This window comes from Metabacillus sp. GQ13, from assembly GCF_059758525.1.
In genome coordinates this window covers 73,550-99,689 of the sequence record NZ_JCAXET010000020.1, presented here as the reverse complement: position 1 = coordinate 99,689, position 26,140 = coordinate 73,550, and the positions used below count along the sequence as shown (strand labels likewise).

General features: G+C 37.2%; 23 protein-coding genes, 9 tRNA genes and 1 pseudogene. 31 read left to right on the top strand and 2 right to left on the bottom strand.

Translation table 11 applies throughout. The annotated features are described in order from the left end of the window. Nucleotides 1–67 precede the first annotated feature (67 nt). Nucleotides 68–244 (bottom strand): hypothetical protein, encoded by a 177-nt coding sequence (locus tag AC6CHR_RS21375; protein WP_498251051.1) that lies wholly within the window; start codon nt 242–244, stop codon nt 68–70. Between the two features lie 2,231 nt (nt 245–2,475). Between AC6CHR_RS21375 and AC6CHR_RS21370 the strand changes: the two genes are divergently transcribed. The 31 genes and pseudogenes from AC6CHR_RS21370 (at nt 2,476) to AC6CHR_RS21220 (ending at nt 24,188) form a co-directional block, all read left to right on the top strand. Then, nucleotides 2,476–3,093: a hypothetical protein gene (locus AC6CHR_RS21370; protein ID WP_498251050.1), complete on the top strand. Its 618-nt coding sequence runs from the start codon at nt 2,476–2,478 to the stop codon at nt 3,091–3,093. 5 nt (nt 3,094–3,098) lie between these two features. After that, nucleotides 3,099–3,320 carry a helix-turn-helix domain-containing protein gene (locus AC6CHR_RS21365; RefSeq protein ID WP_498251049.1) on the top strand — a complete coding sequence of 74 codons (222 nt, stop codon included), beginning with the start codon at nt 3,099–3,101 and terminating at the stop codon, nt 3,318–3,320. A 23-nt stretch (nt 3,321–3,343) separates the two neighbouring features. Beyond that, the gene (locus tag AC6CHR_RS21360; RefSeq protein WP_498251048.1) at nt 3,344–4,036 is read left to right on the top strand and encodes a hypothetical protein; all 693 of its coding nucleotides are present in this window, start codon (nt 3,344–3,346) and stop codon (nt 4,034–4,036) included. A 70-nt stretch (nt 4,037–4,106) separates the two neighbouring features. Beyond that, nucleotides 4,107–4,268 (top strand): hypothetical protein, encoded by a 162-nt coding sequence (locus AC6CHR_RS21355; protein ID WP_498251047.1) that lies wholly within the window; start codon nt 4,107–4,109, stop codon nt 4,266–4,268. A gap of 41 nt (nt 4,269–4,309) precedes the next feature. Next, nucleotides 4,310–5,131, top strand: coding sequence for a hypothetical protein (locus AC6CHR_RS21350; protein ID WP_498251046.1), 822 nt, complete (start codon nt 4,310–4,312; stop codon nt 5,129–5,131). A 23-nt stretch (nt 5,132–5,154) separates the two neighbouring features. Beyond that, on the top strand, nt 5,155–5,364 hold the full coding sequence (locus tag AC6CHR_RS21345) for a hypothetical protein (RefSeq protein WP_498251045.1): 210 nt from the start codon (nt 5,155–5,157) through the stop codon (nt 5,362–5,364). A 28-nt stretch (nt 5,365–5,392) separates the two neighbouring features. After that, entirely contained in the window at nt 5,393–5,914 is a 522-nt protein-coding gene (locus AC6CHR_RS21340) for a hypothetical protein (RefSeq protein ID WP_498251044.1), read from the top strand. A gap of 61 nt (nt 5,915–5,975) precedes the next feature. Beyond that, a complete protein-coding gene (locus AC6CHR_RS21335) occupies nt 5,976–6,635 on the top strand; it encodes an HGGxSTG domain-containing protein (protein ID WP_498251042.1) in 660 nt (219 codons plus the stop codon). A gap of 66 nt (nt 6,636–6,701) precedes the next feature. Next, the gene (locus AC6CHR_RS21330) at nt 6,702–7,067 is read left to right on the top strand and encodes a hypothetical protein (protein ID WP_498251041.1); all 366 of its coding nucleotides are present in this window, start codon (nt 6,702–6,704) and stop codon (nt 7,065–7,067) included. Between the two features lie 19 nt (nt 7,068–7,086). Continuing rightward, nucleotides 7,087–7,377, top strand: a complete 291-nt coding sequence (locus AC6CHR_RS21325) for a hypothetical protein (protein ID WP_498251040.1) — start codon at nt 7,087–7,089, stop codon at nt 7,375–7,377. 127 nt (nt 7,378–7,504) lie between these two features. Then, on the top strand, nt 7,505–7,744 hold the full coding sequence (locus AC6CHR_RS21320; protein WP_498251039.1) for a hypothetical protein: 240 nt from the start codon (nt 7,505–7,507) through the stop codon (nt 7,742–7,744). 175 nt (nt 7,745–7,919) lie between these two features. Beyond that, the gene (locus AC6CHR_RS21315; protein ID WP_498251038.1) at nt 7,920–9,764 is read left to right on the top strand and encodes a site-specific DNA-methyltransferase; all 1,845 of its coding nucleotides are present in this window, start codon (nt 7,920–7,922) and stop codon (nt 9,762–9,764) included. 5 nt (nt 9,765–9,769) lie between these two features. Continuing rightward, entirely contained in the window at nt 9,770–11,956 is a 2,187-nt protein-coding gene (locus tag AC6CHR_RS21310; RefSeq protein WP_498251037.1) for a DEAD/DEAH box helicase, read from the top strand. Nucleotides 11,957–12,636: 680 nt separating this feature from the next. Then, a tRNA-Thr gene (locus tag AC6CHR_RS21305) sits at nt 12,637–12,709 on the top strand. A 27-nt stretch (nt 12,710–12,736) separates the two neighbouring features. Further along, nucleotides 12,737–12,811 (top strand) — tRNA-Glu (locus AC6CHR_RS21300). A 4-nt stretch (nt 12,812–12,815) separates the two neighbouring features. Continuing rightward, nucleotides 12,816–12,891, top strand: a tRNA-Val gene (locus tag AC6CHR_RS21295). 31 nt (nt 12,892–12,922) lie between these two features. After that, nucleotides 12,923–12,995: transfer RNA gene (locus AC6CHR_RS21290), tRNA-Thr, on the top strand. A gap of 15 nt (nt 12,996–13,010) precedes the next feature. Then, a tRNA-Tyr gene (locus tag AC6CHR_RS21285) sits at nt 13,011–13,094 on the top strand. Between the two features lie 180 nt (nt 13,095–13,274). Continuing rightward, nucleotides 13,275–13,349, top strand: a tRNA-Gln gene (locus tag AC6CHR_RS21280). Between the two features lie 39 nt (nt 13,350–13,388). After that, nucleotides 13,389–13,461 (top strand) — tRNA-Lys (locus tag AC6CHR_RS21275). A 7-nt stretch (nt 13,462–13,468) separates the two neighbouring features. Then, nucleotides 13,469–13,540, top strand: a tRNA-Gly gene (locus AC6CHR_RS21270). 23 nt (nt 13,541–13,563) lie between these two features. Further along, a tRNA-Ala gene (locus AC6CHR_RS21265) sits at nt 13,564–13,639 on the top strand. A 324-nt stretch (nt 13,640–13,963) separates the two neighbouring features. Then, the gene (gene rocF / locus AC6CHR_RS21260; protein WP_498251036.1) at nt 13,964–14,860 is read left to right on the top strand and encodes an arginase; all 897 of its coding nucleotides are present in this window, start codon (nt 13,964–13,966) and stop codon (nt 14,858–14,860) included. A gap of 429 nt (nt 14,861–15,289) precedes the next feature. Next, nucleotides 15,290–15,853 carry an RNA polymerase sigma factor SigW gene (gene sigW, locus AC6CHR_RS21255; protein ID WP_498251035.1) on the top strand — a complete coding sequence of 188 codons (564 nt, stop codon included), beginning with the start codon at nt 15,290–15,292 and terminating at the stop codon, nt 15,851–15,853. A 14-nt stretch (nt 15,854–15,867) separates the two neighbouring features. After that, nucleotides 15,868–16,476, top strand: a complete 609-nt coding sequence (locus tag AC6CHR_RS21250) for a zf-HC2 domain-containing protein (protein WP_498251034.1) — start codon at nt 15,868–15,870, stop codon at nt 16,474–16,476. Between the two features lie 250 nt (nt 16,477–16,726). After that, nucleotides 16,727–17,548, top strand: coding sequence for a diadenylate cyclase CdaA (gene cdaA / locus AC6CHR_RS21245; RefSeq protein WP_498251033.1), 822 nt, complete (start codon nt 16,727–16,729; stop codon nt 17,546–17,548). Then, nucleotides 17,541–18,785, top strand: coding sequence for a CdaR family protein (locus tag AC6CHR_RS21240; protein ID WP_498251032.1), 1,245 nt, complete (start codon nt 17,541–17,543; stop codon nt 18,783–18,785). The genes cdaA and AC6CHR_RS21240 overlap by 8 nt, the downstream gene beginning before the upstream one ends. A gap of 27 nt (nt 18,786–18,812) precedes the next feature. Then, a complete protein-coding gene (glmM, locus tag AC6CHR_RS21235) occupies nt 18,813–20,159 on the top strand; it encodes a phosphoglucosamine mutase (RefSeq protein WP_498251030.1) in 1,347 nt (448 codons plus the stop codon). Between the two features lie 438 nt (nt 20,160–20,597). Continuing rightward, on the top strand, nt 20,598–22,403 hold the full coding sequence (gene glmS, locus AC6CHR_RS21230) for a glutamine--fructose-6-phosphate transaminase (isomerizing) (protein WP_498251029.1): 1,806 nt from the start codon (nt 20,598–20,600) through the stop codon (nt 22,401–22,403). A gap of 841 nt (nt 22,404–23,244) precedes the next feature. Further along, a pseudogene (locus tag AC6CHR_RS21225) lies at nt 23,245–23,733 on the top strand (TnsA endonuclease N-terminal domain-containing protein); the annotation flags it as partial. 62 nt (nt 23,734–23,795) lie between these two features. Next, nucleotides 23,796–24,188: a GNAT family N-acetyltransferase gene (locus AC6CHR_RS21220; RefSeq protein ID WP_498251061.1), complete on the top strand. Its 393-nt coding sequence runs from the start codon at nt 23,796–23,798 to the stop codon at nt 24,186–24,188. 380 nt (nt 24,189–24,568) lie between these two features. On the opposite strand, the gene AC6CHR_RS21215 is transcribed toward AC6CHR_RS21220, so the two are convergent. Further along, complete coding sequence (locus AC6CHR_RS21215) at nt 24,569–25,621, bottom strand: metallophosphoesterase (RefSeq protein ID WP_498251028.1); 1,053 nt, start codon at nt 25,619–25,621, stop codon at nt 24,569–24,571. Between the last annotated feature and the right edge of the window lie 519 nt (nt 25,622–26,140).

Genomic DNA, 26,140 nt, shown 5'->3' with positions numbered 1-26,140 from the left:
AAGTAGTCTGGAGAGGTTACTCTCTGGAGTTCCCAGCTCAAGGAAATAACAAAGAATAAAAATGAGTTTACTCTCTGGAGGTGACAGCTTCTCTCTTCTTTTGGTTGCTATGAGGTGGACTCTCTGGAGCTACCTCTGGGAATTCAGCTCTGGAGTTCATATGAGAGACAGCCAGCATTCTCGACTCCTTCTCTGAGCCACCTTGAGAGCTTCTCTCTTGTGTTGGTGCTATGAACAAGGACAACGCTGGAGCTACCTCTGGGGATTCCTCTGAGGTGCTTGGATAGTTCCCAGCTCAAAGGGATAGTATGAGCCAGAGCACTGGAGAGAGTACCACACAAGAGCCAGCACTAGAGACCCAGCTCACAGACAGAACACGAGGAGAGCACTGGAGAGGACACTGAGAAGGCTGTCTCATTAGTACCATGAACAAGGTAAGCTCCAGAGGTAGCACAAGAGAGGAGCTGTTGAGGTGGCTGGCTCATATACCACAAACAAGGACACTCTCTCTATTCTTTGTATGGCTTATGTATTGGCTCTATGAGGAAGCTCATGAGGTGCTGATGGGTTTTTATGAGTACAACACAAGAGCACAACACGAGAGAAGGAGAGCTGTCTCATGTATATGATGAAGGGTGTCACTGGTTCATAATACAAATAAAGAAAATAAATAATAAAAAGATATTTATTCAGAGTAAAAGTGAGGAGGACTGTCAAGGGAGCACAAAGTTAACTCAAAGTTAAGCTAAATATTCTGACCATAGGGGGGTATTAACATAACACATGGTGACATTTTTACAAAGTATGAAAACAAATAAGTTTTTCCTAGTTATTACCATTAGAGTTCCACCTCTTGAGGTCACGCTCTGAAGTTCTCCTCTGGAGTCCAGCTCACACTCCACCACCAACAAGCTCACCTCATAAAGAAGCCAGCTCATATATTTTATTAAATTATTTTCACGAATAAAATTTTCTCAAGTACACCACTCAAGAGGTGCTCTCATTGTCTCCCACTCAAGGACACTTCTCTTTATTTTTGAACTAATGATATAGCAAAGATAAAAAAAGAGGTTGACTCCAAGAGTTCCCTCTTCATGCAACTTATTTTTATTTATTTTATATCCTTGATTCAGATAAAAAGGAGTTGTACTCAAAGTTACCTCATTTTCAATTCCTTTGGATTCCAATAATAAAAAGAAAATAAATGTATTTACGAGATGGAAACAAAAAGACCCTTTTTAGTTACTCCCTTTGAGCCAGCTTACTTATAAGATATAAGAAGTTTTCCCCCTCCAAAAGCGCCTTCGTGCTTACTCTCCCAAGGGATAGAGACACTTTCTAACTGGGTCATATTTGATACCGGGAAACAATTCAGACAATTCTATAAGTAAACTAATTGAGGTTAAGTGAGCTAGTTATAAGATATAAGAAGCTTTCCTTTGTCAAAAGTGCTCTCAAGCTTACTCTACCAAGGGTTTGAAGCACTTTTTAAGTGGTTCATATTTGATACTGGGAAGGCTCTAACTGGGTCATATTTGATACTGGACTACTTTACTCGGAATAAAATGACTCTATTTTTCTGACCATAGGGGGTACTTACAAAGTCACACCCAGCCATATTTACAAAGTATATTTTACGATTAAAAAGCTTCCCTTTGAGCCAGAACCCCAGAGGAAGCTCTCAGAGCCACTCAGAGAATCTTTAAGCCTTCAGAGTGTAATTGGTTAAGGTGAACTTAAAAGGACACTTGTGAGTCATTCTGAGAGGTCTTATTCTAACCCATAAAAAGAGGTCACACTTAACTGGTATATATAATGAAGAAAATATTTTTAAAAGTTATTTATTATAGAAGGAACTTGGAGAAGTAGCTCCTGAATAACTCCAAAAGACAGCTTGAAATTAATTTAGAAAAAAAGTTTGAATATTTTTGAGCCTTACTCTCCCAAGGGGTTCGAGCTTATGGAGTTCCACTGAGATAGAAAAAACCAGAAGTGTAGGCTCAATTCCTTAGCCACTACTGGCACATCTATTATGTAGGGACTTTTAAAGAAATGTCACACTTGCTTCATAATATATATGAAGGCACAAAAAGGAAGCCACACCTTAAATTTTTTATACTAAGGTTGAAAAGAGCACAAACCATCTAGCTCTTTATGAGCTGGCTTCTTTTACTTCTCTCTGTTAGTTTACTCCTTTAATTTGTATTGTCTGAAGCATACAAAGCTGGGAACTTGCTTTAAAGTTCCACTAATCAGCTCCTTTTGGAGCATTTAACTTCTTTGTGAGATAGCTTGCCACGACCTCCCCCCAAGGAGCGAGCGAGTGATTCTCACACCCTATTAAATTTTAATTCATTGTTTTTAATTATCTTTCAATCATTAACTCTAATATATGTCTTTGAAGGAGCTTGACGAAGCTCTTTTTCTTTTGGAGAAAGGTTGAAATAAATACAACAAAATGGAGGATTGATTGAAATGTTACAAATTAGAGAGACAAAGAAAACAAAAAGATTCGAGCTTGTAAATGAAGCTGGTGAAGTAGTTCAAAAGGTTTGTCAAACTTGTGAGCGACTGAAGCTCACTGAGGACTTTGGGAAATACGCTGAAAGACTTCTGAGACCAGATTGCAAAGATTGCTTTAATAAGAAGCAAAGAAAATTCCTTGCTGAAAACAAAGACAAAAAAGCTGTTTATAGACAAAGAGCCAGAGCTGTTGAGCTAGGACTTCCAAGCTTATTCACTGAAGAGGATTTCCAAGAGCTAAAAGCTTTTGCTGGTGGTCATTGTATGTTGTCAAATGAGAAGGTTGACTCTCTCCAAGTTGACCACGTTCAAGCTCTCTCAAAGAAAGGACTTGGAAGCACAAAAGGAAACATGATTCTTGTTTCTGAGAAGGTCAACCAAGCTAAAAGAGCTTTAAGCTTATTCGACTTCCTCAAGAGTGAACGCTCAAAAGGTCTTATTGATAAGGAACAACTGGAAAGAACATTAAAATACTTGGCTCAAGCTAATGACTTGGAGCTGGCTCGCTACATTCACTTTCTAAGAGATATGGAGGAGCTAGCAGAAAAGCAAAGAGCCTTCTGGGGGTGAATGTAGTGACAATTGAAATTTATGTTGATATTAACAAGATTCTAAAGAGTCGAGGAATGAGCTTGACTCAACTTGCTAACAAGACTGGACTTGAGAAAGGACACTTGAGCAAGATTTGTTCAACAAAAGCTATTACGTTTATAACGCTTAACAAGCTTGCTAGTGGACTTGGTGAAAAAGACCCTATGAACTTATTGAGCGTGAAAGAAATACAAAAACAAAACTAACTTAAATGGAGAGTGATTTTAAGATGAATTTACTAAACGTATTCAAAACTAAAACTAAGACGGTTGAGACTAATGGAGCTAAGCTTCAGAAGGCACAAGAAGAGCTTAATGCTTTACAAACTGAGCAAAGTCAAAAGAGCACTGAGAAGTCACAAGTTCAAAACGCACTTGGGGTGATTCAAGCCAGCTTGATTATTGATTTCAAAGATTCAGAAGCGAAAAAAAAGAAAGCTCTTGCTGAAAAGAAAATTGCTGAGCTAACAATTGAGATTAACGAGCTTGGAACGAAAATTCAACAAGTTACTGAGAAGGTCACAGAAGCTCGAAAGGCTGTTGCCAAGTCAAAGGGTGAAGTATTCAAACAAGAACGTGTGAAAGAAGCCACAGCTACTAAGGTAGCTCAGAAGCTTGCTCAAGAGTTTAACAGTTTCAAAGAAGGAACTAGCTTCAATGGTCACGATTGGAACAGCTGGGCTGAAGCTTATGGCTACACAGTGAATAACGAGCGAGTTGTGAGTCCGTTAATTGGCATGACTAACAGCTACCATAAGAAGCTCGTTAATGAAGCTGAAGTTATTCCAGTGTTAAGAGTTGAGAAAGCAGAAGTTGAGGAACTTTCCCAAGAGAAAGCTGATGAGCTTACTCAGAAAGTCTTTGCATACGCTCAAGAGCTTCTTGAAGCTGAAGGGATTGAATTGAAAAAGAAAAGTTACTAATTGGAGAGGGTTGATTCCCTCTCTATTTTAATTCAATAAATTGCATAAAAACTCAATGGGGTGAAGTTATATGTTCAAGAAAGGAGCTGACAATTCAACGATTAGAAAGCAATACATGGAGAGGGAAATGGAGTTATTGAGATTTTCTTTGGAACGTGAAAGCGAGATGAGAAACTTTCTTTCCAAGCATGAGCTTCAAATGATGAAGTTACAAACAAAACTGAGTAACTAACATAAACAATTCAAGCTGTTCGCCAGCGGGAGAAGAGAGGAATGGAGAAGATGAATTTTAATGAGATGACAATTGATGAAGGAGTGAGAATGGGAGGACAATTCAAGACTCCCTCAAGAGTACGCTCTGATGAAGCATACAAGAGGATAAGAGGGAACGAAAATAAAGAGCACTTTACAAGTGTTTCTGATAAGGAGTGTTCAATGGTGTATAAGACAATAAACCTTGAGCAAGCTGGAGCACTTTTAAATATGTTCGCTTACATGGAACTTGGTGACAGTGGCTTTTTGAAATATGAGGGGAAGAAGCTTGGAAAGACAGAGCTTGGAAAACTCATGAGAAAGTCAGAAAGCACTATGAAGAGGATTCTTGGAGAGGTTGAAGCTTTTGGATATATTGAGAGCCATAAAGAAGGAAGAAGGAACGTTTATTCAGTGAGCACTCAGCTGGCTACACGAGGAGAAAGAGTTGGTGGAGGTTACTTCACTAAACTTTATATTAAACGCTTGAGAGACGCTCTGAAGGTCTTGACGCTTCAAGAAGCTGGGTTATTGTTCTTTATGATTCCACACTTTAACACAAGAGGTTTTGTCCTTTGCTCTAACCCTTATGAGCTGGACTTCCAAAAGGTAAAGCTTTGGGGTAGAGAAGAGCTTGCTGAAGCTTGTGGGTTGTCACTGGTTCAAGTAAAAAGATTGACAGCCAGCTTAAAAAAGAAACAAGTCCTTCTTGAAGTTACAACTCATAGAAGTGCAATTATTTTAAGCCCAGAGCTGATAAGCAGAAGCACTCAGAAAGTAAGCGTTCATGAAATTGGAATGATTCTGAGAAATGAAGTCAATGGCTCTGAAGTCACTTGGTAATAAAACAAACGAGGTGAACACTATTGGAAAACATTAAAAATAATTATGAAGCTCTCTTAAGGGAGTATGAGACAGCCAGCAACTTCTTTCAAGAAACTGGTTTGACTCGTTTAATGGCTCATTCACTGGAGAACTTGGAACGGTTTGAAAGGTCATTCATTGAGTGTTACTCGATTGAGGAGCTTATGAAGCTTCAAGGTGAGTTTAATGCTCAAGGACTTTTAATAGTTTAATAACACAAAAAATATGAGGTGATTGATTATGTTAAGCAAAAAAGAAGGACAGAGACTCAATGAAATTCTTGAGAAGGCACTTAGCAAAGACAACGAAGGAGGTTTAAGTGCTCAAGAGGTGAAAGAGCTTCAAGCAATACTCAAGAAGCTGGAGACTGAAAGAAACAAAAAGAAAGCTGAAGCTTCAAAAGAAAGCTTGAGTGAGATTATTTCTTATTCAATGGATATTACACTTGCTAAGACAGCTCTTGAAATGGACAAAAAGAGAAAGTTTAGCCAGCTCTCTCTCAAGGACAAAGCGAACGCACTAACAGAGAGCTTCAACAAGCTTGAGAAGTCCAAAGCCTTTCAGAAGCTCTCTAAAGAGCAAGCTCAGAAGCAAGAACAAGATGACTTTGAAGCTTTGTACGCTGAACATTCCAAAAAGTTTGGAAATGACTTGGACTTGAACTTCAGTGAGAGAGACCTTGAAGCTGACTCAGAAATGAGTGAAAAGGATAAAAAGTTTTATGAGGATTATGTCAAGAAAGTTGGCTACTCAACAATATAAAAACTCTGGGGAGATTGCTGAGAAGCATCTCCCTTGTTAAATACTCTGGAGGTGAAAAAGGATGGCGAAAGGAGATTACATTAAGAAAACTGGAAAGTTCCCAAAGCTTGAGCCAGAAATTCAAGAGCTAATTCTTGAAGCTGAAGAAGCTAAGGAAGAAGCCAAAGAAGAAAAGCTCCAAGAGCTAAAGAAGCAACTCAAGAAAGTTCCTAAAATATGTGGGAGTATGCAAGGCACTGGAAAGATATGTTTACGCTCTCCGCTAGAAGGTTCGAGCAGATGTAACGTTCATGGAGCACGCTCAAGCGGAGCTATTACAGAAGAAGGGAGGAGAAAACAAATGGCAAATTTAAACCCAAAAGCAAAATTGATTCATGGTGCTTATTCAGCTGACTTGAAAAACAGCTTAACAACTGAAGAGGTGACTCTTTACAATGAAACTGTTGACTGGTTCTTTGAGGAGACAAATGGAGATATTGACCCAATAAACTTGTCTTTACTTGACCGCTATGTCATGAACTTCATTAAGCAAGCTCGGAAAGATTCAGCAGACTTTTTGAATGACTCACCAAGCTATAATGATTTTGAAATTAAGATGGTGAGATTCTCTGAAAGTTTGGGTCTTAATAGAAAGTTCAAGCTTTCCAAGGAGAACAAAGACAACGCTTCTGGAATTGACTTGTCTATGATTTTCGATATGGGAGACAAGGAAGAGAAGTAATAAAAGACATGTTCACTGGCTCTCCTCTGGAGAGTCTTTTTGAGTTTGGCAAGGAGGAGGAAATAAATGGACTTTGCACAAAAGATTAAGCTTGTTGTTTTGCTGAAAGACTTGGAGCAACTTGCAAAGGAAGCTGAAGAACTGGCTCAAAAGACTGGCTCAAGAAACATTGAAAAGTTAAACTCAAAGGACTTTGAGGAAAGCTCAACAATAGAAAAAATGGCTGACACACAAGAGGAAGTTGCTAATGATTTACGCTCTCAGCGTGACAGAGTTTTGAAGTATATTGAGACAGAAGCTCCAGACGTTTTTGAAGCATTAAAAGAGCCTTGTTATGATGTTTGGAAAACTGTTGAAGGCTGGGAAACAGAACGAGAAAGAAAAAGTCGTAAAGTAATTGAAAGGTTAATGAGTAAGCTTGACGAGGAATAAAGCCAAGGAGGTGGGAGCTTTGGAAGCTTCAAAGGTAATTGAGATCGCCAACGAGCTGGGAACACTCTTGGAGTTGTTAAAAGCCAAGTATGACCACTATAAAGAGCTTTACTCTCACTCGAATTTGGAGCACAAAGAAGAGAAAGCTATGGGATATTACTGGGAGATGGTTGACACTGATAAGCAACGTCAAAAGATTGTTGCTCTCAGAGCTGAAACCATTAAGCTTCACCCAGATTACCCAGACTTTGAGAAGGTGTTTAACAGCACAACTCGAAAAGCTGAGACGCTTCTCAAAGAAAACAAATAATAATAATGAGCTGGAACAACTAAAGAGGAGACGCTGAAGGCTTCACAGCTGGAGTCAGACTCTTTGGAAGTTCTATCTCTCAATCAAAGCTCAGAACGAGCTTAAAACTTTGAAGGGGGTTGATTCGTTGAAAATTCAATACGTTAATAAGGTGAATGTTTGGAAGCTGGCTCACAAAAGCTTTATTTTCATAGCACCCCAAAAAGGAAAAACTCAAGAGGTCAAAGACAACCTTCAAGAAATAATTGAGATGGTTATAGCTCAAGAGGAATACTCTGAGGTGTTCACAAAAACGAGCATTGGTTGTATTGCTATTGAAGTGGAAGGGAAAATAATTGATTTTAGAGAGGGTCAGCTAATTAAATAAGCTGGCTCTTTTTTTATGCTCTTTAATAAAAGATGGCATTTCTTGTTAAAAAAAGTGTCGGAAAAACACTAATTTTTATAGTAAGATAGAGGAGGAATGATAATTTAGAAGGTACAGGAAGCGGTGTAACAAAAAAATGAGCACAAATCTATCAAAACAAAAAAGGGAAGGCTTATTGGAGAATATTAATCAAATCAAATCTTTTATTGAAAACAATTCAAATGATGAAAAGGGAAGGCAATTATTAAGCTACTTAGGTGAAATCCAAAAAGATATTAAAGGTAAGAAATATGGACTTGTTTTTGAGGAGCACAAAGAAAGCATAGATAAGATATTGAAAGAAAGTATCCCTGTTATAACTGAAGAAAGAGATTTGTTTATAAATAACGGAGGAGATATGAACTTTTTAATCGAAGGTGATAATCTCGCTAGCTTAGAGATATTAACAAAAACACATAAAGAGAAAATCGACTTAATCTATATTGATCCTCCATATAATACTGGAAATAAAGACTTTATTTATGATGATGAATTTGTTGATAAAACCGACGTGTTTAAGCATAGTAAATGGTTATCATTCATGGAAAAAAGATTAAAATTAGCGAAGAAAGTACTGTCAAAAAACGGTGTAATCTTCATTTCTATTTCAGAAAAGGAACAAGCTCAATTAAAACTTACTTGTGATTCCATTTTTGGAGAATCTAATCTAATTAGTAGTATGATTTGGCAAAGAAAAACTGGGGCATCTGATGCAAACGGGATTGCAACGATAACAGAATATATATTAGTTTATATGAAAAATGCGGAGAATGCAGAACGGGTTTTCTCGAAAAATTATGATTCATATGATATAGATCGCTATCGAGCAACAGATGAATTTTATAATGAACGTGGACCGTATTATCTAGATAATTTAGATAGAGGTACTATACAATACAGCGATAGTATGAACTACCCAATTGAATGTCCTGATGGAACTATTGCTTATCCTAATGGTAGAACGGAGTTTGAAAAAGATGGTTGGTTATGGAAGTGGAGTGAAGAAAAAGTAAAGTGGGCTAGGGATAATAAGTTTATTGAATTTAGACCTTCAAGTAACAAAGCAAATGGATGGGCTGTTTGTTACAAGATTTATCTAAAAGTTGATAACGAAGGTAATCCAATTGATAGAGGCGCTCCTTACAAAAATTTAATCTTAAATATTTTAAATGCAGAAGGCACAAGTGAAATGAATAAAACCTTTGGGAAAAAAGTATTTACTAACCCAAAACCTTCAAAACTAATTAAAACTCTGATAAGCATGATTGAGGATAAGAATATCACGGTATTAGACTTTTTTGCTGGTTCTGGTACAACAGGCCAGGCAGTAATTGAACTTAACAAAGAAGACGGTGGGAATAGGAAGTTTTTACTGGCTACTAATAACGAAAACAATATATGTAGAGAAGTAACTTATGAAAGAAACAAACGTATTATTAATGGCTATAAGTATAAAGGTAAGAAAACTACCACATTGTACGAAAAAAAGCTTACTTTTACCGAACTTAAAAGAAGTGCAACCCTAATAGACGATATTAACAAAATTAAAGAACAAGAAGGAGATAACTACGACGAAATAAAGGCAACAGTAAAAGACGGCTATTTAATGTTAAATGGCAGTAAAAGCTATGAGGGTTATACAGAAGGAATTAGAGCCAGTCTAAAATACTTTAAAGTAGAATTTCTACCTATTTCTGAACGTTTTTATTATGAATACGCCAATGAACTCTTAAATTATATTAGGGAATTAGTTGAATTGGAAAATGCTATTGATTTTACTGAAAACAAAGAAATTGCAATTATTTTAACTGATAGAGAATTAGAAGGATTAATACAAAATAAAGAACTGAGAGAAGAATGTAAAGTAATTTACCTAGGACATGATGTCCTTCCAAACAATGAACAAGAAGCTCTTTTCAACAAGTACAAGATTAAAGTTAATATTATTCCAGATTACTATTATAAAGATAAAAGGGGATAAGAAACGTGGGACTTGCAACATTCCAAATTAAAGCTGTTGGGGAAATAATGGAAAGCATGATAGATTCAAACAAAGAGGTTGTTTTTAAAAGTCCGACTGGTTCGGGGAAAACTATTATGCTTACACACTTTATGAGTGAGTATGGAAAGGGATCTTTCGGTAATATTTTTGTGTGGTTGACTCCTGGAAAGGGTGACCTTGAAGAACAAAGTAAAGAGAAAATGGATAAATATATCCATAACAGCCAAACTAAACTTTTGCCAGACGTTATGGCTGACGGATTTAAGGAGAATGATTCCTGTTTTATAAATTGGGAGAAGCTAACCAAAAAAGGTAATAACGCATTGAAAGAAGGAGAAAAAGCTAACTTTCAAGAGCATATTGTACACGCTCATAATAATGAACTTGAATTTATCATAATTGTGGACGAGTCTCACCAAAATGATACATTGAGAGCGGATGATATAATAACCCTCTTTAATCCAAAAAAGATTATAAGAACTTCAGCAACTCCAAAAGATTATTCAATCGCTACACTTATTGAAGTAAAAGATGAGGACGTAATTGCAGAGGGTCTTATAAAAAAAATGTTAGTAATTAATGAGGACTTTGGTCATTCAGTTGAGGTAGAGAGCCAAGTGAGTTTCCTTCTTGATAAAGCTTTAGATAAACATCATGAATTAAAGTTAGCTTTTGAAGAAAGAAAATCAATAGTCAACCCTTTAATCGTTGTACAACTCCCTAACAATAGTGAAGTCATGCAAGATGAGGTTGAGCGTTATTTAGCAACCAAAGATGTTACCTATGAAAATGGTTTATTAGCAGTTTGGTTGAGTAAGCAAAAACAAAACCTTGAAGAAATCGAAGAAATGGACGCAAAACCCATTGTTGTAATTATAAAACAAGCAATCGCAACTGGCTGGGATTGTCCACGAGCACATATTCTAGTAAAACTTCGAGAAAACACAAGTGAAACATTTGAAATCCAGACTATTGGTAGAATTAGACGAATGCCAGAATTAAAGCACTATGAAAACGACTTACTAGATTCTTGTTATTTATATACCTTCGACGAAAAATTTACAGAAGGTGTTAGATTACATTTTAGAAAAGGTGCGTTAGACGCTATAAAATTATTCTTGAAAAAAGAACATAGGGAAATCACTTTAACCAGTGAGCAAAAATCTGTAATTGGAATATCTAAGGACGCAACTCAATCATTGAAAACAATGTTACTTTATTACCAGAAAGAATATGGAACGTCTACAAAAACAGTAGAAAACAAGACCCGTATGCAGACAAAGGGTTATATCTTCTCTGAAATGATTATTAAGAATACTTTTACAGGTCAAATACATACTTTAACCCTTCAAGAATTTAAAAATCTCGGAAGCGTAGATATGATTGAACCATTAAACACACACAAACATGGACGTGAATATCACAATCGTGTAAGTACATTGGGTGTAAAATTGAGTTTACCTTATGAACAAATGAATACAATTATTCGTCGTTTATTTGATAACAATGTTCGCTTTGAAAATAAGATTTTACGTTTAGATACGAGAGAAGTCTATGCTTTTGTGATTAACAATTTCGAAAAATTAAAAGTAGACTTTCGTTTGGCTATGTCGAGTCCTATATTTCAAACTTCATTTGCTTTACCAGTGATATCAGAGAAAGAATTTCGAATTCCACAAGAAGTTTTATTCACTTATGATTCAAAAAACAAAGTCCAAAGGGAATATGAAAGTAATGTGTATAAGGGGTATCTTTCTTCAGCTGAGGTTCGTTCAGATTCAGAGAAATCTTTTGAGAAGTATTGCAATGAGTCTGATGACATTGATTGGATTTATAAAAACGGGGATAAAGGAAATGAATATTTATCTATTGTCTACCAAGATAATTCGGGAAAACAAAGGTCATTCTATCCAGATTATATTGTTTCAAAAGACGGAGAAATATGGATAATTGAGACTAAAGGTGGATTTAATAGAAGTGGAGAAAGTGAGGATATAGATAAGTTTTCTCCTAAAAAGTTTGAAGTTTTAAAAAGTTATTTGAATAAGCATAACTTAAAGGGTGGGTTTGTAAGAAAAGACAAAAGTAATAATGAATTGTTCATTTGTATAAATACATATAATGACGATATTTCAAGTGATGAATGGCAATTGTTAGAAGACGTTTTGTAAACCTCACAAGGATATATTAAGAATTGGTTGAGAGTCATTCATTGGCTCTCTTCTTTTAAGATGGGAAAAATGAGCTGGCTGACTCAAATGGATGTTGCTGAGAAGCTCTCTGTTGCATTTATCTTTTCTGAGTTGGGTAACTGGTCAATTAATTGCTTCACAGAAAAACCTCAACTAAGCTGTCTTTTAAACTTTAACCACCTTAAAAGATGTTATACTCATCATAAATGACCAAGGAGGTGGGGGAAATTAGCAAGAGCACTGTTTCACTTATTCGAGTTTGGCACTCCAAGAGGGAAGGACATAATTACTTTAATGTTAAAATTGAAGGTCTTAATGTAATGCTTTCAGTTAATGAAAACAAGCAACCAAAGAGTTATTCTCGAATTAAGGAATGGATAGAGTCTGACGAGCCAGAGATAAACCCTATTTTGTTCTCTAATAATGAAGATTAATTATTTAAACAGCTCATTAATTTTGCTTAAAAATGCTCCTCGAAAAGCTCAATTCTAAAAAAATATGCTGGTAAATTGCTTGAGTTACAAAGTTTTACACACGAATAAAAACTTTTTTAAAAAAACTTTTAAAAACCCCTTGCAAATACTTTGAGACCCCTTTATAATAAATCTTGTTCGCTTCACAAGGAAAGTGGTTTTGTAAAGCTGAAGGCTTCAAATCTTGCTTCCATAGCTCAGTAGGTAGAGTACTTCCATGGTAAGGAAGAGGTCACCGGTTCGAGCCCGGTTGGAAGCTTAGACAAAGAGAAAAAAATACTTAAATGGCCCGTTGGTCAAGCGGTTAAGACACCGCCCTTTCACGGCGGTATCACGGGTTCGATTCCCGTACGGGTCACCATATTGGAGGATTAGCTCAGCTGGGAGAGCATCTGCCTTACAAGCAGAGGGTCGGCGGTTCGATCCCGTCATCCTCCACCATTTTTATTGCTAAACATTACACCTAGATTTTGCCGGTGTAGCTCAACTGGTAGAGCAACTGACTTGTAATCAGTAGGTTGGGGGTTCAAGTCCTCTTGCCGGCACTGTTTCACATATATGGAGGGGTAGCGAAGTGGCTAAACGCGGCGGACTGTAAATCCGCTCCTTTGGGTTCGGCAGTTCGAATCTGCCCCCCTCCACCATTTACATAAAAACAATTATGATAAACGATGAAAAATGGTATCCATTTCTCAAATTGTTTATCTTTGATTATGTTTAGAGAGTTATTTGAATAAGTTTTAAAAGCTTGCTAATAATAAGCTTACATAAAAGGTGAAATGCAATCAGTCACTTATAATCTCAATTTATTTAAACATTTTTATTGGGCTATAGCCAAGCGGTAAGGCAACGGACTTTGACTCCGTCATGCGCTGGTTCAAATCCAGCTAGCCCAGCCATTTTTATTTTATTTATTCTCATTTTTTAGAATGATGAATGAGCCATTAGCTCAGTTGGTAGAGCATCTGACTTTTAATCAGAGGGTCGAAGGTTCGAATCCTTCATGGCTCACCTTTTTGCGGAAGTAGTTCAGTGGTAGAACATCACCTTGCCAAGGTGGGGGTCGCGGGTTCGAATCCCGTCTTCCGCTCTTGAAAAAGTAAAAATGTCCTTGGGGCCTTAGCTCAGCTGGGAGAGCGCCTGCCTTGCACGCAGGAGGTCAGCGGTTCGATCCCGCTAGGCTCCACCAATCTATATACATACAAACATAGACTACTGTCTATGTTTTTTTATAGTTTCAAAATATATAAAATCTAGAAATAAGATAGTGAGTCTACATTAGGTTACAAAAGTGTACTGTTGTGAGATTCTATTTATCTAGACATAAGCAAAGCTTCTTAGTTAAACATTCAGTCACACGTTGATTTTTCGGTATTTTGAACTAGTAACTATGATCCAGAATATACTGAATGAAATCTCCTTTGAAATAAAAAAACTTTAAATGTAAATACATATTTCTACCTCTTTGAGTCATCCTTTACATTAGGAAAGATAAGAAGGAGGTTAATATTCAATGAGAAGGAACATATCAATAATTGGTATGCCTATGGATCTTGGACAGACGCGCCGTGGTGTTGATATGGGACCTAGTGCAATAAGGTATGCTGGAGTAATCGAAGAGCTCGAAGCATTGAATATTAAAATTGAAGACCGTGGTGATATTGAAATCGGCCGCCCTGCAATGGAGACATCAAGTGATGGGTTAAGGTATTTAAAAGCGGTTCTGAAGTCCAATCAAAAATTATCCTCTGTTGTAGATAAGATTATTGAGTCCGGGTCATTTCCGTTAGTCCTTGGAGGTGATCATAGTATTGCGATCGGCACACTAGCTGGTGTATCCAAACACTATAACAATTTAGGAGTCATTTGGTATGATGCACATGGTGACCTTAATAATTTGGAGACTTCTCCTAGTGGAAATATCCATGGAATGCCATTAGCCATAAGTATCGGAATCGGTCATAAGGATTTAGTCGAAATTGAAGGGTTTTCTCCTAAGGTTAAACCTGAGAATATCGTCATTATTGGAGCACGCTCCCTTGATGATGGGGAGAAGAAACTAATTAAGGAAAAGGGCATAAAGGTATATACAATGCATGAAATTGACCGACTTAGTATGACTAGGGTCATGGAAGAGACAATAGACTATTTAAGGGAGAAAACGGATGGTGTTCATCTATCTTTAGATCTAGATGGATTAGATCCACAAGATGCTCCAGGGGTAGGGACTCCAGTTATTGGAGGAATAAGCTATCGGGAAAGTCATTTAGCTATGGAAATGCTTGCAGAATCCAAAATAATTACCTCCGCAGAATTTGTTGAGGTTAACCCCATCTTAGATGATAAGAATAAAACAGCAGCAGTTGCAGTTGCATTAATGAGTTCATTATTTGGTGATAAGCTTCTTTAATAAAGAATTTTTTTCTAAAAGTTTGTTCGATATTACAAGGTAATATCGCCCTTTAATCTTTTATTTGAAATTAGGAGCTATTCTAAAAGGAGTGGCTGAATCATTTAACGAAAAGAGTATGTAGACAAGCTAAATGCATATAGATGTACTCGAAGAGCGAAATCAGCCTTAAAGGGCTAATAAAAGCCCTTTATTTCTCGTTTTAATTCTGAAGTTTTAAATAGTTGTAAACTTTTCCCCTAAAGTTCCCCAAAATTTGTTAAAATGTTTTTAACAAACATAACTAGCTGTATTCATCCTCCATTTAATGTAGACAAGGTAAATCAAACTAGATAAAGAACGGTAATAAAAATTTAATTAAAAAAAATGAAACTAAATGAAACCCTTATACGTATATAAAGAGACCCGCAGAGTGCGGAGGTATGGTAAATGGAAACGATAGTAAAGATGCGGATAAAGCAAGTAATGAAAGGCGATCAAAATGCATTTGCTGATATAGTTGAATTATATAAAGATAAAATATATCAATTATGTTATCGAATGCTAGGAAACACCCATGAGGCAGAGGATATAGCTCAAGAGGCTTTTATTCGAGCATATGTTAATATTCACACTTTTGACATGAATAAAAAGTTTTCGACTTGGTTATACCGAATTGCAACGAACTTATCGATTGATCGAATACGTAAAAAAAAGCCTGATTATTACCTTGATGCAGAGGTTGCTGGAACAGAAGGTTTAACTATGTACTCCAAAGTTGCTGCAGATGCTGCATTACCTGAAGATGAGATTGAAACAATGGAACTTCAACATACTATACAAAAAGAAATTTTGAAGCTTCCAGATAAGTATCGAACGGTTATTGTCTTAAAGTATATTGATGAGCTATCATTAATCGAAATAAGTGAGATTCTCGAAATCCCAATTGGTACAGTTAAAACTCGTATTCACAGAGGAAGAGAAGCCCTTAGAAAGCAATTAAGGCATTTATGATGAGGTGAGAAAATATGAGCTGTTCTTCTGAAGTTATTCAGCTTTTGCATAAATATATGGATCATGAATTATCTAGTGATGAAGAGAAAAGGGTTAAAATACATCTTCAAACTTGTGAGGAGTGTTCCAAACGGTTTCATGAGCTCGAAAAAGCTGTTGCATTTGTTCAAAGTACATCACATATTGAAGCACCTAAGGATTTCACCCAAGCTGTTATGAATAGTCTTCCAAAGGAAAAGCGAACTGTCTCATGGAATCGTTGGCTAAAAGGCCATCCTATGCTTGTAGCGGCATCTTTGTTTGTTATCCTTATGACAGGGAGCCTATTTTCTGCGTGGAATGAGGATCAACACTTTAGTGTCTCAAAACAGTCCAATTTAGTTGTAGAGAACAGTAAGGTTACCGTTCCGGAGGGTGAAGTGGTGAAAGGTGATGTAACAGTTAAAAATGGATCGTTAAAGATTGAAGGTACAATTGAAGGTGATGTAACAGTTATCAATGGTGCTTACTTAGCATCAGCAGGGCATGTTACTGGTGAGATTGAGGTAGTAGATGAGATGTTTGAGTGGCTCTGGTTCCACATAAAGTCCCTCTCACAGGATGTAGTAGGGTTCCTCCGCTAACACATAGACAAAAAAGCTACTTTTATAGAAAATGCGTCATACTGCCTTCTATAAACAAGAGGTCATCGTAGTGATGGCCTTTTTACTTTTCGATTTAGAAAGGATATAATAGGATAGTTAATAAATAACCCTTATTTAAGGAATATAAGTGTAGTAAAGTGTAGCTAAATCCACGTGCGTGACTAGGTCAAGGGCGAAATCCTTGCACTTTTCTATCTATAAAAGAGTTTAACTCATGGAGGACGAGAGAATGGGATATGAGGATATACCAATATTGCATTACCTCGGCATAGCTGTTGATATTCTCCTTGTGTGGTATGTCATCTATAAATTGATTATGGTCGCTAGGGGAACCAAAGCTGTACAGCTATTAAAAGGAATTACCGTGATAATTGTAGTCCGAATGTTGAGTTATTATTTAGGATTAAGCACATTGCAGTGGTTAATGGACCAAGCCTTAACATGGGGATTTCTCGCGATAATTATCATTTTCCAACCAGAGCTGCGCAGAGCATTAGAACAGCTAGGTAGAGGTCATTTGTTTTCTCGAGGTGGTGCACTTGGAGAAGAGAATTCCGAGATTACTATTGAGGCTATTATTAAGGCTACTGAGTATATGGCGAAGCGTCGTATTGGTGCTTTAATGTCTATTGAAAAAGAAACAGGAATGAGTGATTACATAGAAACGGGGATACAACTACAGTCTAGGATTTCCTCTGAATTATTAATAAACATCTTTATTCCTAACACCCCACTTCATGACGGGGCAGTGATTCTACAAAAGAATCAAGTAGCAGCTGCCGCTTGCTATTTACCGTTATCAGAAAGTCCCTTTATATCAAAAGAACTTGGTACAAGACATCGAGCTGCAATAGGGGTAAGTGAAGTGACTGATAGTCTAACAATTGTTGTATCTGAAGAGACAGGCAGTATCGCGGTTGCTAGAAATAGCGAACTACATCGGGATTTATCGTCAGATGATTTAAGAGAGATTCTTCAAAAGGAATTAAATGCAACAACTAAAGCTGTTTCCTCAAACCGTTGGCAATGGAGGGGAAAGAAAAATGGATAAGTTGATAGAAAATCGTTGGGTAATGAGAATTATTGCCTTATTTTTAGCGTTGATGCTGTATGTTTCAGTTAATATTGATTCAAGCACTCCAACCAATCAGCCAAAACCTCTGTTCGGTACGTCAACTGCTTCAGACGAGGCAATTGTCACGGATGTGCCAGTGGTTACATATTTTGATCAAGAAAACCTCGTTGTAACAGGTGTTCCTGAAACAGTAAATGTCAATTTGGAGGGTGTAACTAGTTCTTTAAAAAAGGCTAGACAGTTAAAAGACTTTGAAGTTTATGTGGATCTTACAAACTTATCAATTGGGACGCATAGAGTTAAACTTAAGTATAAAAACTTGGCAAATGACCTTAAAGCTAGTATAACACCAGTTACCATTCCGGTGACTATTGAGAAGAAGGAAGCTAAGGACTTTCCAGTGGAGGTCGATTTTCTAAATGAAGATAAGCTTGAGGAAGGTTATACACCAGATCAACCAATTGTGAATCCGAACAGTATTCATGTAACAGCATCAAAGGAAATAATTGATCGAATCGCAAGTGTAAAAGCAACAATTAATCTTGACAATGCAAAAGAAACGGTAAATAAGGAATCGACGATAACTATATATGATGATGAAGGAAACATCCTACCGGTTGAAGTAGAACCATCGGTTGTCGATGTCACTGTACCAATTAAAAGTCCAAGTAAGATTTTGCCTTTTAAAATTATCCGAGAGGGAGAGTTGGAGAAAGGTTTAAGTATCTCAAGCATTGAACCTGATCCAAAGGATATAACTGTATTTGGCCCATTGGACGTTTTGGAGCAGCTCGAATTTATTGACGGAGTAATCGTGGATTTAAGCAAAATTAAGAAGGATACCGTATTAGAGGTCGATATTCCTGTACCAGAAGGGATAAATAAATTAAGTCCAGAAAAGATTAAACTCAATATAGATGTAGATGAACAAGAGGAAAAGTCGTTTAATGATCAGGAAATTAAGGCAGTCGGGCTATCAGAGAATAAACAGCTCGAATTTATTGACCCTGAATCTGGTGTGCTTGATGTGAAGATCTTAGGCGTATCAAGTGTCATAAAGGATATAAAAGCATCTGAAATAGAATTATATGTAAATTTATCAGACCTAAGTGATGGAGAACATGAAGTAGATGTTCAAGTAAATGGACCTCAGAATATTACATGGTCCTTACAACAGGAAAAGGTAAAAGTGAAAATTTCTTCAGCCTCATAAGGCAGAATAGATAAAGGAGCGATACCAATGGGAAAGTATTTTGGTACAGACGGAGTACGAGGAATTGCCAATAGTGAATTAACGCCTGAGTTGGCTTTTAAAATAGGTCGATTCGGTGGGTATGTATTAACAAAGGATACAGATAGACCTAAGGTGATTATTGGTCGGGATACTCGTATATCAGGTCATATGCTTGAAGGTGCACTTGTTGCAGGACTCCTATCAATAGGAGCGGAAGTTATGCGCTTAGGTGTTATCTCAACTCCAGGTGTAGCATATTTAACAAAAGTATTAGGTGCACAAGCAGGCGTTATGATATCAGCTTCACATAATCCAGTCCAAGACAATGGTATCAAATACTTTGGTCCAGACGGTTATAAATTATCTGATGAGCAGGAGCTTGAAATTGAGGAATTAATGGATCGTGAAGAAGATACACTACCTAGACCAGTTGGAGAACAGCTAGGACAAGTTAATGACTACTTCGAAGGCGGACAAAAGTATCTTCAATTTCTGAAACAAACAGTTGATGAAGACTTTACGGGGATTCACGTAGCATTGGATTGTGCACATGGGGCAACCTCTTCACTTGCAACACATTTGTTTGCAGACCTGGATGCAGATGTTTCAACAATGGGTACATCTCCAAACGGACTAAATATCAATGATGGGGTGGGTTCAACACATCCTGAAGCAATGTCAGCGTTCCTAAAGGAGAAAAAGGCTGACATCGGTTTAGCTTTTGATGGGGATGGCGATCGTCTTATTGCAGTTGATGAAAATGGTGAGATTGTTGATGGCGATCAAATCATGTATATATGTGCTAAATTCCTAAAGAGTGAAGGTCGATTGAAAAAGGATACAGTTGTTTCCACAATTATGAGTAATCTTGGCTTTTACAAAGGACTGGAAGAACATGAAATTAATAGTATCCCTACTGCTGTCGGTGACCGTTATGTCGTAGAAGAAATGCGAAGAAATGACTATAACCTCGGTGGAGAACAATCAGGTCATATTATTTTTCTGGATTACAACACGACAGGTGATGGATTGTTAACAGGTTTACAACTTGTGAACATAATGAAGAGTACGGGTAAACCATTATCTGAGCTAGCGAATGAAATGAAGAAATTTCCACAATTACTTATCAATGTGAAAGTGACCGATAAATACCATGTTACTGATAATGAAAAGGTAAAGCAAATCATTCAAGAAGTTGAGCAGGAAATGGACGGTAACGGACGTATTCTAGTTCGACCTTCGGGTACTGAGCCATTAGTTCGAGTTATGGCAGAAGCTCCAACAGAAGAACAATGTCGTGTTTTTGTTGAGCGAATTGTAGGAGTAGTTAAACAAGAAATGGGTATGGAATAAGTATTGAGAGGCGGGGATTCCTCGCTTCTTTTAATAGCACCATGCATTTTATAACATATAATATCGTAAGCAATTCATTATGAATTGTTAGTGATTGGAAAAAAGTGATTGACGAATTATTTTAGTATGAGGTATTATTAAATTTGTGTTTCTACAAAAAATAGAAGGGAGCATCAAAGTAGGTTCATATAAATTAAAGCGCCTGAACTAAGTGGACGAAGATAACTTAGTTGACGAGGATGGAGGTTATCGAAGTTTCGGCGGATGCCTCCCGGTTGATTGGTTACAACCGAAAGTTTTTCCTTAAAAGCAAAGAGGTAACTTTTTGTACAAAGGGAAAAACGTAGCCTTCCAAAATATAAACATGTGTGAGGGGACAGAGAATGTCTCCGAAAAGACTTCCTGTCCCAAAGTTCACACTATGGGAGGAAACTTATAATGTGCGGAATCGTAGGATTTATTGGACAACAAGACTCTAAAGAAATTTTATTAAAAGGGTTAGAAAAATTGGAATACCGTGGATATGACTCTGCTGGGATCGCAGCAATGAATGTTGAAGGTGTTCATATTTTTAAGGAAAAAGGCCGAATAGCGGACCTTCGCCAAATTGTTGATACAAAGGTTGAAGCATCAACTGGTATTGGACATACAAGATGGGCGACACATGGTGTTCCTAGCCAATTAAATGCACACCCACATCAAAGCACAACAAGTAGATTTACCCTTGTGCACAATGGTGTTATTGAAAATTATGTGATGTTAAAAAAAGAATATCTTCAAGATGTTCAATTAATAAGTGATACAGATACAGAAGTAATTGTTCAAGTGATTGAACAATTTGTAAAAAAGGGATTAGAGGTTGAGGAAGCGTTCCGTCAAACGTTATCAGTCTTAAAAGGCTCATATGCTATCGCGCTTTTAGATGAGCAAAATCCTAATATGATTTATGTTGCAAAGAACAAAAGTCCACTTCTAATTGGTTTAGGTGATGGTAGCTTTAACGTTATTGCTTCAGATGCAATGGCTATGTTACAAGTAACTGACCAATACGTAGAGATTATGGACAAAGAAATGGTCTTTGTTGAACGTGAAACGGTAACAATTAAAGATCTACAAGGAAACGTTATTGAACGTGCACCTTATAAAGCTGAGCTTGATGCTAGTGATATTGAAAAGGGCACATATCCTCACTACATGTTGAAAGAAATTGATGAGCAGCCTTTAGTTATGAGAAAAATTGTAAGTAAATACCGTAATGAAAACGGTGGTTTATCAGTTGAGCAGAATATCATTGATGCTGTGAATGCAGCTGATCGCATCTACATCATCGCAGCAGGAACTAGTTACCATGCGGGTCTTGTTGGTAAACAGTTCATTGAAAGTTGGGCTAAGATCCCAGCTGAAGTGCACATTGCAAGTGAATTTTCTTACAATATGCCGTTGCTATCAGCTAAACCACTCTTTATCTTTATCTCACAAAGTGGTGAAACAGCGGATAGTCGTTCAGTACTTGTTCAAATTAAAGAGCAAGGTCATAAAGCACTAACAGTTACAAATGTTCAAGGATCTACACTATCTCGTGAAGCAGATTATACGCTTTTATTACACGCTGGTCCCGAAATTGCGGTAGCCTCTACAAAGGCATATACAGCGCAATTAGCGGTACTATCTATTCTTGCAGCTGTTGCAGCAAATGGAAAAGGGCATTCTTTAGAGTTTGATTTAACGAAAGAACTGGGGATTATTGCAAATGCAATGGAAGTTCTTTGTGATCAAAAAGAAGAAATGGAAGCTATCGCACGTGAATATCTCTCAACAACACGAAACGCATTCTTCATTGGTCGTTCTGTAGACTATTATGTAGGCCTTGAAGGATCTTTAAAACTGAAAGAAATCTCTTATATTCAAGCGGAGGGATTTGCTGGAGGAGAGCTTAAGCACGGTACAATCGCTCTAATCGAAAATGGTACACCGATTATTGCATTAGCTACTCAAGAGCATGTAAACCTAAGCATTCGTGGTAATGTAAAAGAGGTAGTAGCACGTGGAGCGAACCCATGTATTATTTCAATGAAGGGCTTAGAAGAAGATGATGATCGTTTTGTTCTTCCAAGTGTCCACGAGCAACTTTCACCACTAGCAGCAGTTGTTCCATTGCAACTAATCTCATACTATGCCGCACTTCACCGTGGTTGTGACGTTGATAAACCACGTAACCTGGCTAAGAGTGTGACTGTTGAGTAAGAGGAAATAGTAGATTGTTATGTTTGTGTCTCTTCGCAACCAAGTTCTTCCCTATGTAATTCAAGTTCGTACCTGCTGTAATTAAGTTGGTATCTGAACAGGAGAGAAAGTGGGAGCAATTACAACATTTTGTATGCTTATTTTAGAAGGATCGGGAAACGTACCGTTGGTACGTTATCTCGGTTCTTTTTTTGTGTGATGAAAAGGGTGAAAAATCGTGATAGAAAGGTTTGAACAAATAGGGGATAAGTTGTGAATAAAGTGAAAGGAAAAGAGAAGGGAATACTGCTATATCAATAGAATATACACAGATTAGGGATAAGGTTAGTGGAAAAGCATGGGGAAGAGCGAAGAAATGTTAGATATCAACAGGTTATAAACAAGTAAGAAAAAAGGCGTGAAGAAAAGCCTGCAAAAAAGAATGATCAACCGTCTTTTTAACCTTAATCCGTACTCCTACTACGGAAGAACTTAATTACATTTTCACCTTCCTTTCTATTCCAATTTCGGTACGGTTTTTGCCCGAAAGGGTGTTTTTTATGGAAGAACTTGAATTACAGAAAAGAGGTAAGGTTTATGGGTGAGAAAGAGCGTGGAGGCAGGCGGGAGAAGGGATTGAGGGGAATTGAAGAGAAGAAATGGGGAGATACCAACTTAATTACAAAAGGACAGTTTGTAGGATTGAAATAAAGTCGTACCGTTTATAAAAAAGATGTATCGTTTTGAATAAAGTTATACCGGTTGTAAAAAAGTTGAACCGTTTTACCCCTTTGGATTATAGTGATCTAAAGGGGTGTTTTTTATGTCTTAAAGAACTAGAACATCTAAAGTCGAAAAGTGGATTAAAGAAGGTCGTGGCTCTGGAATTGGAGCTGATTATAAGCCATGGTTAAATATTCAAGATATCTCTTCGTTAGGAAGATCCACTCGTTTAAAAGGTATTAAAACAAATAGGCAGCATGAATTTTTATCCGATTTGGAACGAAACCACTTTTATTTAACTGAGTATTCAGATTTCGTTGTTGATATTCGAGAAGAATATCCTTTATTACCGTTGGAAGAAACGATTGTCATTGCAGATGAGTTAGGTATTAAACATCCTACAGACTCAAAAACGAATGAGCCAGTTGTAATGTCAACGGATTTTTTATTAACAGTAGATAAGGGTGAAGGGTTAGTAGAACTTGCTCGGACAATAAAAATGAAGGACGAGCTTTTAAAAGAGCGAGTTCTTGAGAAGTTTGAAATCGAGAGAGTTTATTGGGAACGAAGACAAATTGATTGGGGCATAGTAACAGAGCTAGAAATTCCCAAAGAAATGGCGAGGAATAATTGAAAAATTACGGAGACGATTACTTATTAAGTAATCGTCTCTTCTTCATATATGACTAAATACTGCGCAGTAACTATTTCCATAATTTCGGAAGATATAAACGCCAATACGAAATATATTTGAATTCACTAAACCGAAAATTATATAGGTATGAGTCTAAAGGGGAAATTGTTGGTTGTATAGGTATTGAAATTATTAGTTTAAATAGGTGCGGAATTAAACATATTGCAGTATCTCCAGTCAAAAGAGGAAAAGGTATTGGTAGTAAAATGGTTAAATATATTTCTGATAAATATCCATTGATTATTGCTGAAAAGAATAAAGAAGCCGTTGTTTTTTATCGAAAATATGGTTTTAAAATAACATGCCTTGGTGAAAAGTATCCAGGTGTCGAGAGATTTCTAGGAAGTATAAAAAACAATGACCTTATTGAACGTGTGCAGGTTAGTTGAACAAGGAAATACAAAAAAGAACTGGGATGATAATGTATTGGTTGTTTGGCGAAAAAAGAGTCACACGTCGTCTGCCTCAATGAAATTTGTAATGGATGAAGTTACCTTGCGACTGTGTTTAGCTAAGAAGGGCGAGACTGGAAGCTGGTAATCGATATTTCCAGTTTCTAGACATTTTCATTTTTTGTAGGCTGCATTGCTACATGGCTGTCTATAGTGGCAAGTTAGTATAAAAAGAATGCTTAGGACGCATATAACCATTCTGACTAGTGTGTGTTGGAACAGTTCGGAGGGACTTCTGTTTAAAAATTGTTAAGATAAAACAAACCTAAGGGTCTAGCAACTCGACTCTTAGATTTGTTTCCATCTTTAAAAATATGTTATCTATTTCTGATTGTTTTCGTTTGGTGATCATCCCGGTCATTGTTCTGATTGTCATTTTCGTCATCATGTTGGTCATCATCGTCTTCCTTGTGATTCTCCACATGGATGGTGAGGTCTGGCTGTCGGCCGAAACCATCAACCTCAAGGCGATCTTTGAAAGCCTGGATGACAGCGAACGCACTGCTGTCGGCAGTATCCAGCATACCATGGAAATTCACATATTTGATTCCGTGTTTCTCCCCGTAATTACCGGCATGGTTATGACCATTAAAGTAAGCTACTACGTTGCCCGCAGACTCAAGCTCCAGCATGATGTCAGCATCATTCCATGCGTTGTGCTCATTCGCAGGATATACCGGATGATGGCCAAGCACAACCACTTTTTCACCCTTTTTCTTTGATTTTTGAAGCACGTTATGTAACCATTTCATTTGTTCCGGACCGACTCCACCGTTCCAGGTCTGGGCGTTGTTTGCCCCGGTTGCCTTCAGTTGGTTAAAAAACTGTTCGGATTGCTGGTATTTCGGAGTTCCCGGTTCGTTGGCATACAGGCTCATATCGTTTGTATCCAAGACGATGAAACGCCATCCATCTTCCGCGAAGTCATAATATTGATTCTTCATGCCCAGAATGTCTACCGTCTGGTCGGATGAACTATTCGGGTAGTCGTAGTCATGGTTCCCTAACATATGATATTTTTTGCTATTTATCTGATTGAAATATGGAAGAATAGTGTCGAAACTCTCCCTGTTCCTGTCAATTAAATCACCCGTCTGAATGGTGAACTCCAGGTCGTGTTTATTCAGTTCCGCCGTTGCATCCTGCAGTTTGCTGATGGAATTGCGGTAAAAGCGAACCCCATTTGTATCACAATCACAATATTGAATATCGGAAATGAGGCCGAATTCAAAAGATGGCTTTTGATGTTTGCGTTCGTTTTTTTCTGCAGAGGCAGACGTGCTCGTGAATAAAGATAGCCCCAATGCGACACTGGCACCCGTAAACACCAGTTTTTGTGCCAGGTTTCGTTTTCTTAGTTTGGTTTTCATGGATAATTCTCCTCTCAATTTATCATTGCTTTTTCATGATAAAGTATAAAATGGCAGAAGTGTTTCCATTTACCAAAACTTTAAGAATCGTTAAATTACTTAATGTGGCATTTACAAACTTTTATCGAGCGTAGAATAAAGAGAGGGCATGACAAGCGCCAGCGAACAATGAAACCAATATCCTGATTTATCAAACGGAGGAAGGCAATACAAAAATAGATGCTCGTTTAGAAAATTAGACAGTCTGGATGACACAAAAGGCAATTGCTGAGCTTTACCAAAAAAGGTGTCAAAACAATAAACGAACATATAAAGAACATTTATGCAGAAGGAGAAATACAAGAATAGGCAACTATCAGAAAAACCGAATAGTTCAAACAGAGGGGAAGAGAGAGGTTGAACGTGAGGTATCCCTTTACTACAAATATTGATATTTTTATAGGCCATAACTTCTAATAAATTGTTCGAATGGTAGTTTAAAAAATAATAAAGAACCTCATTTAGATGCGTTACGGTGAA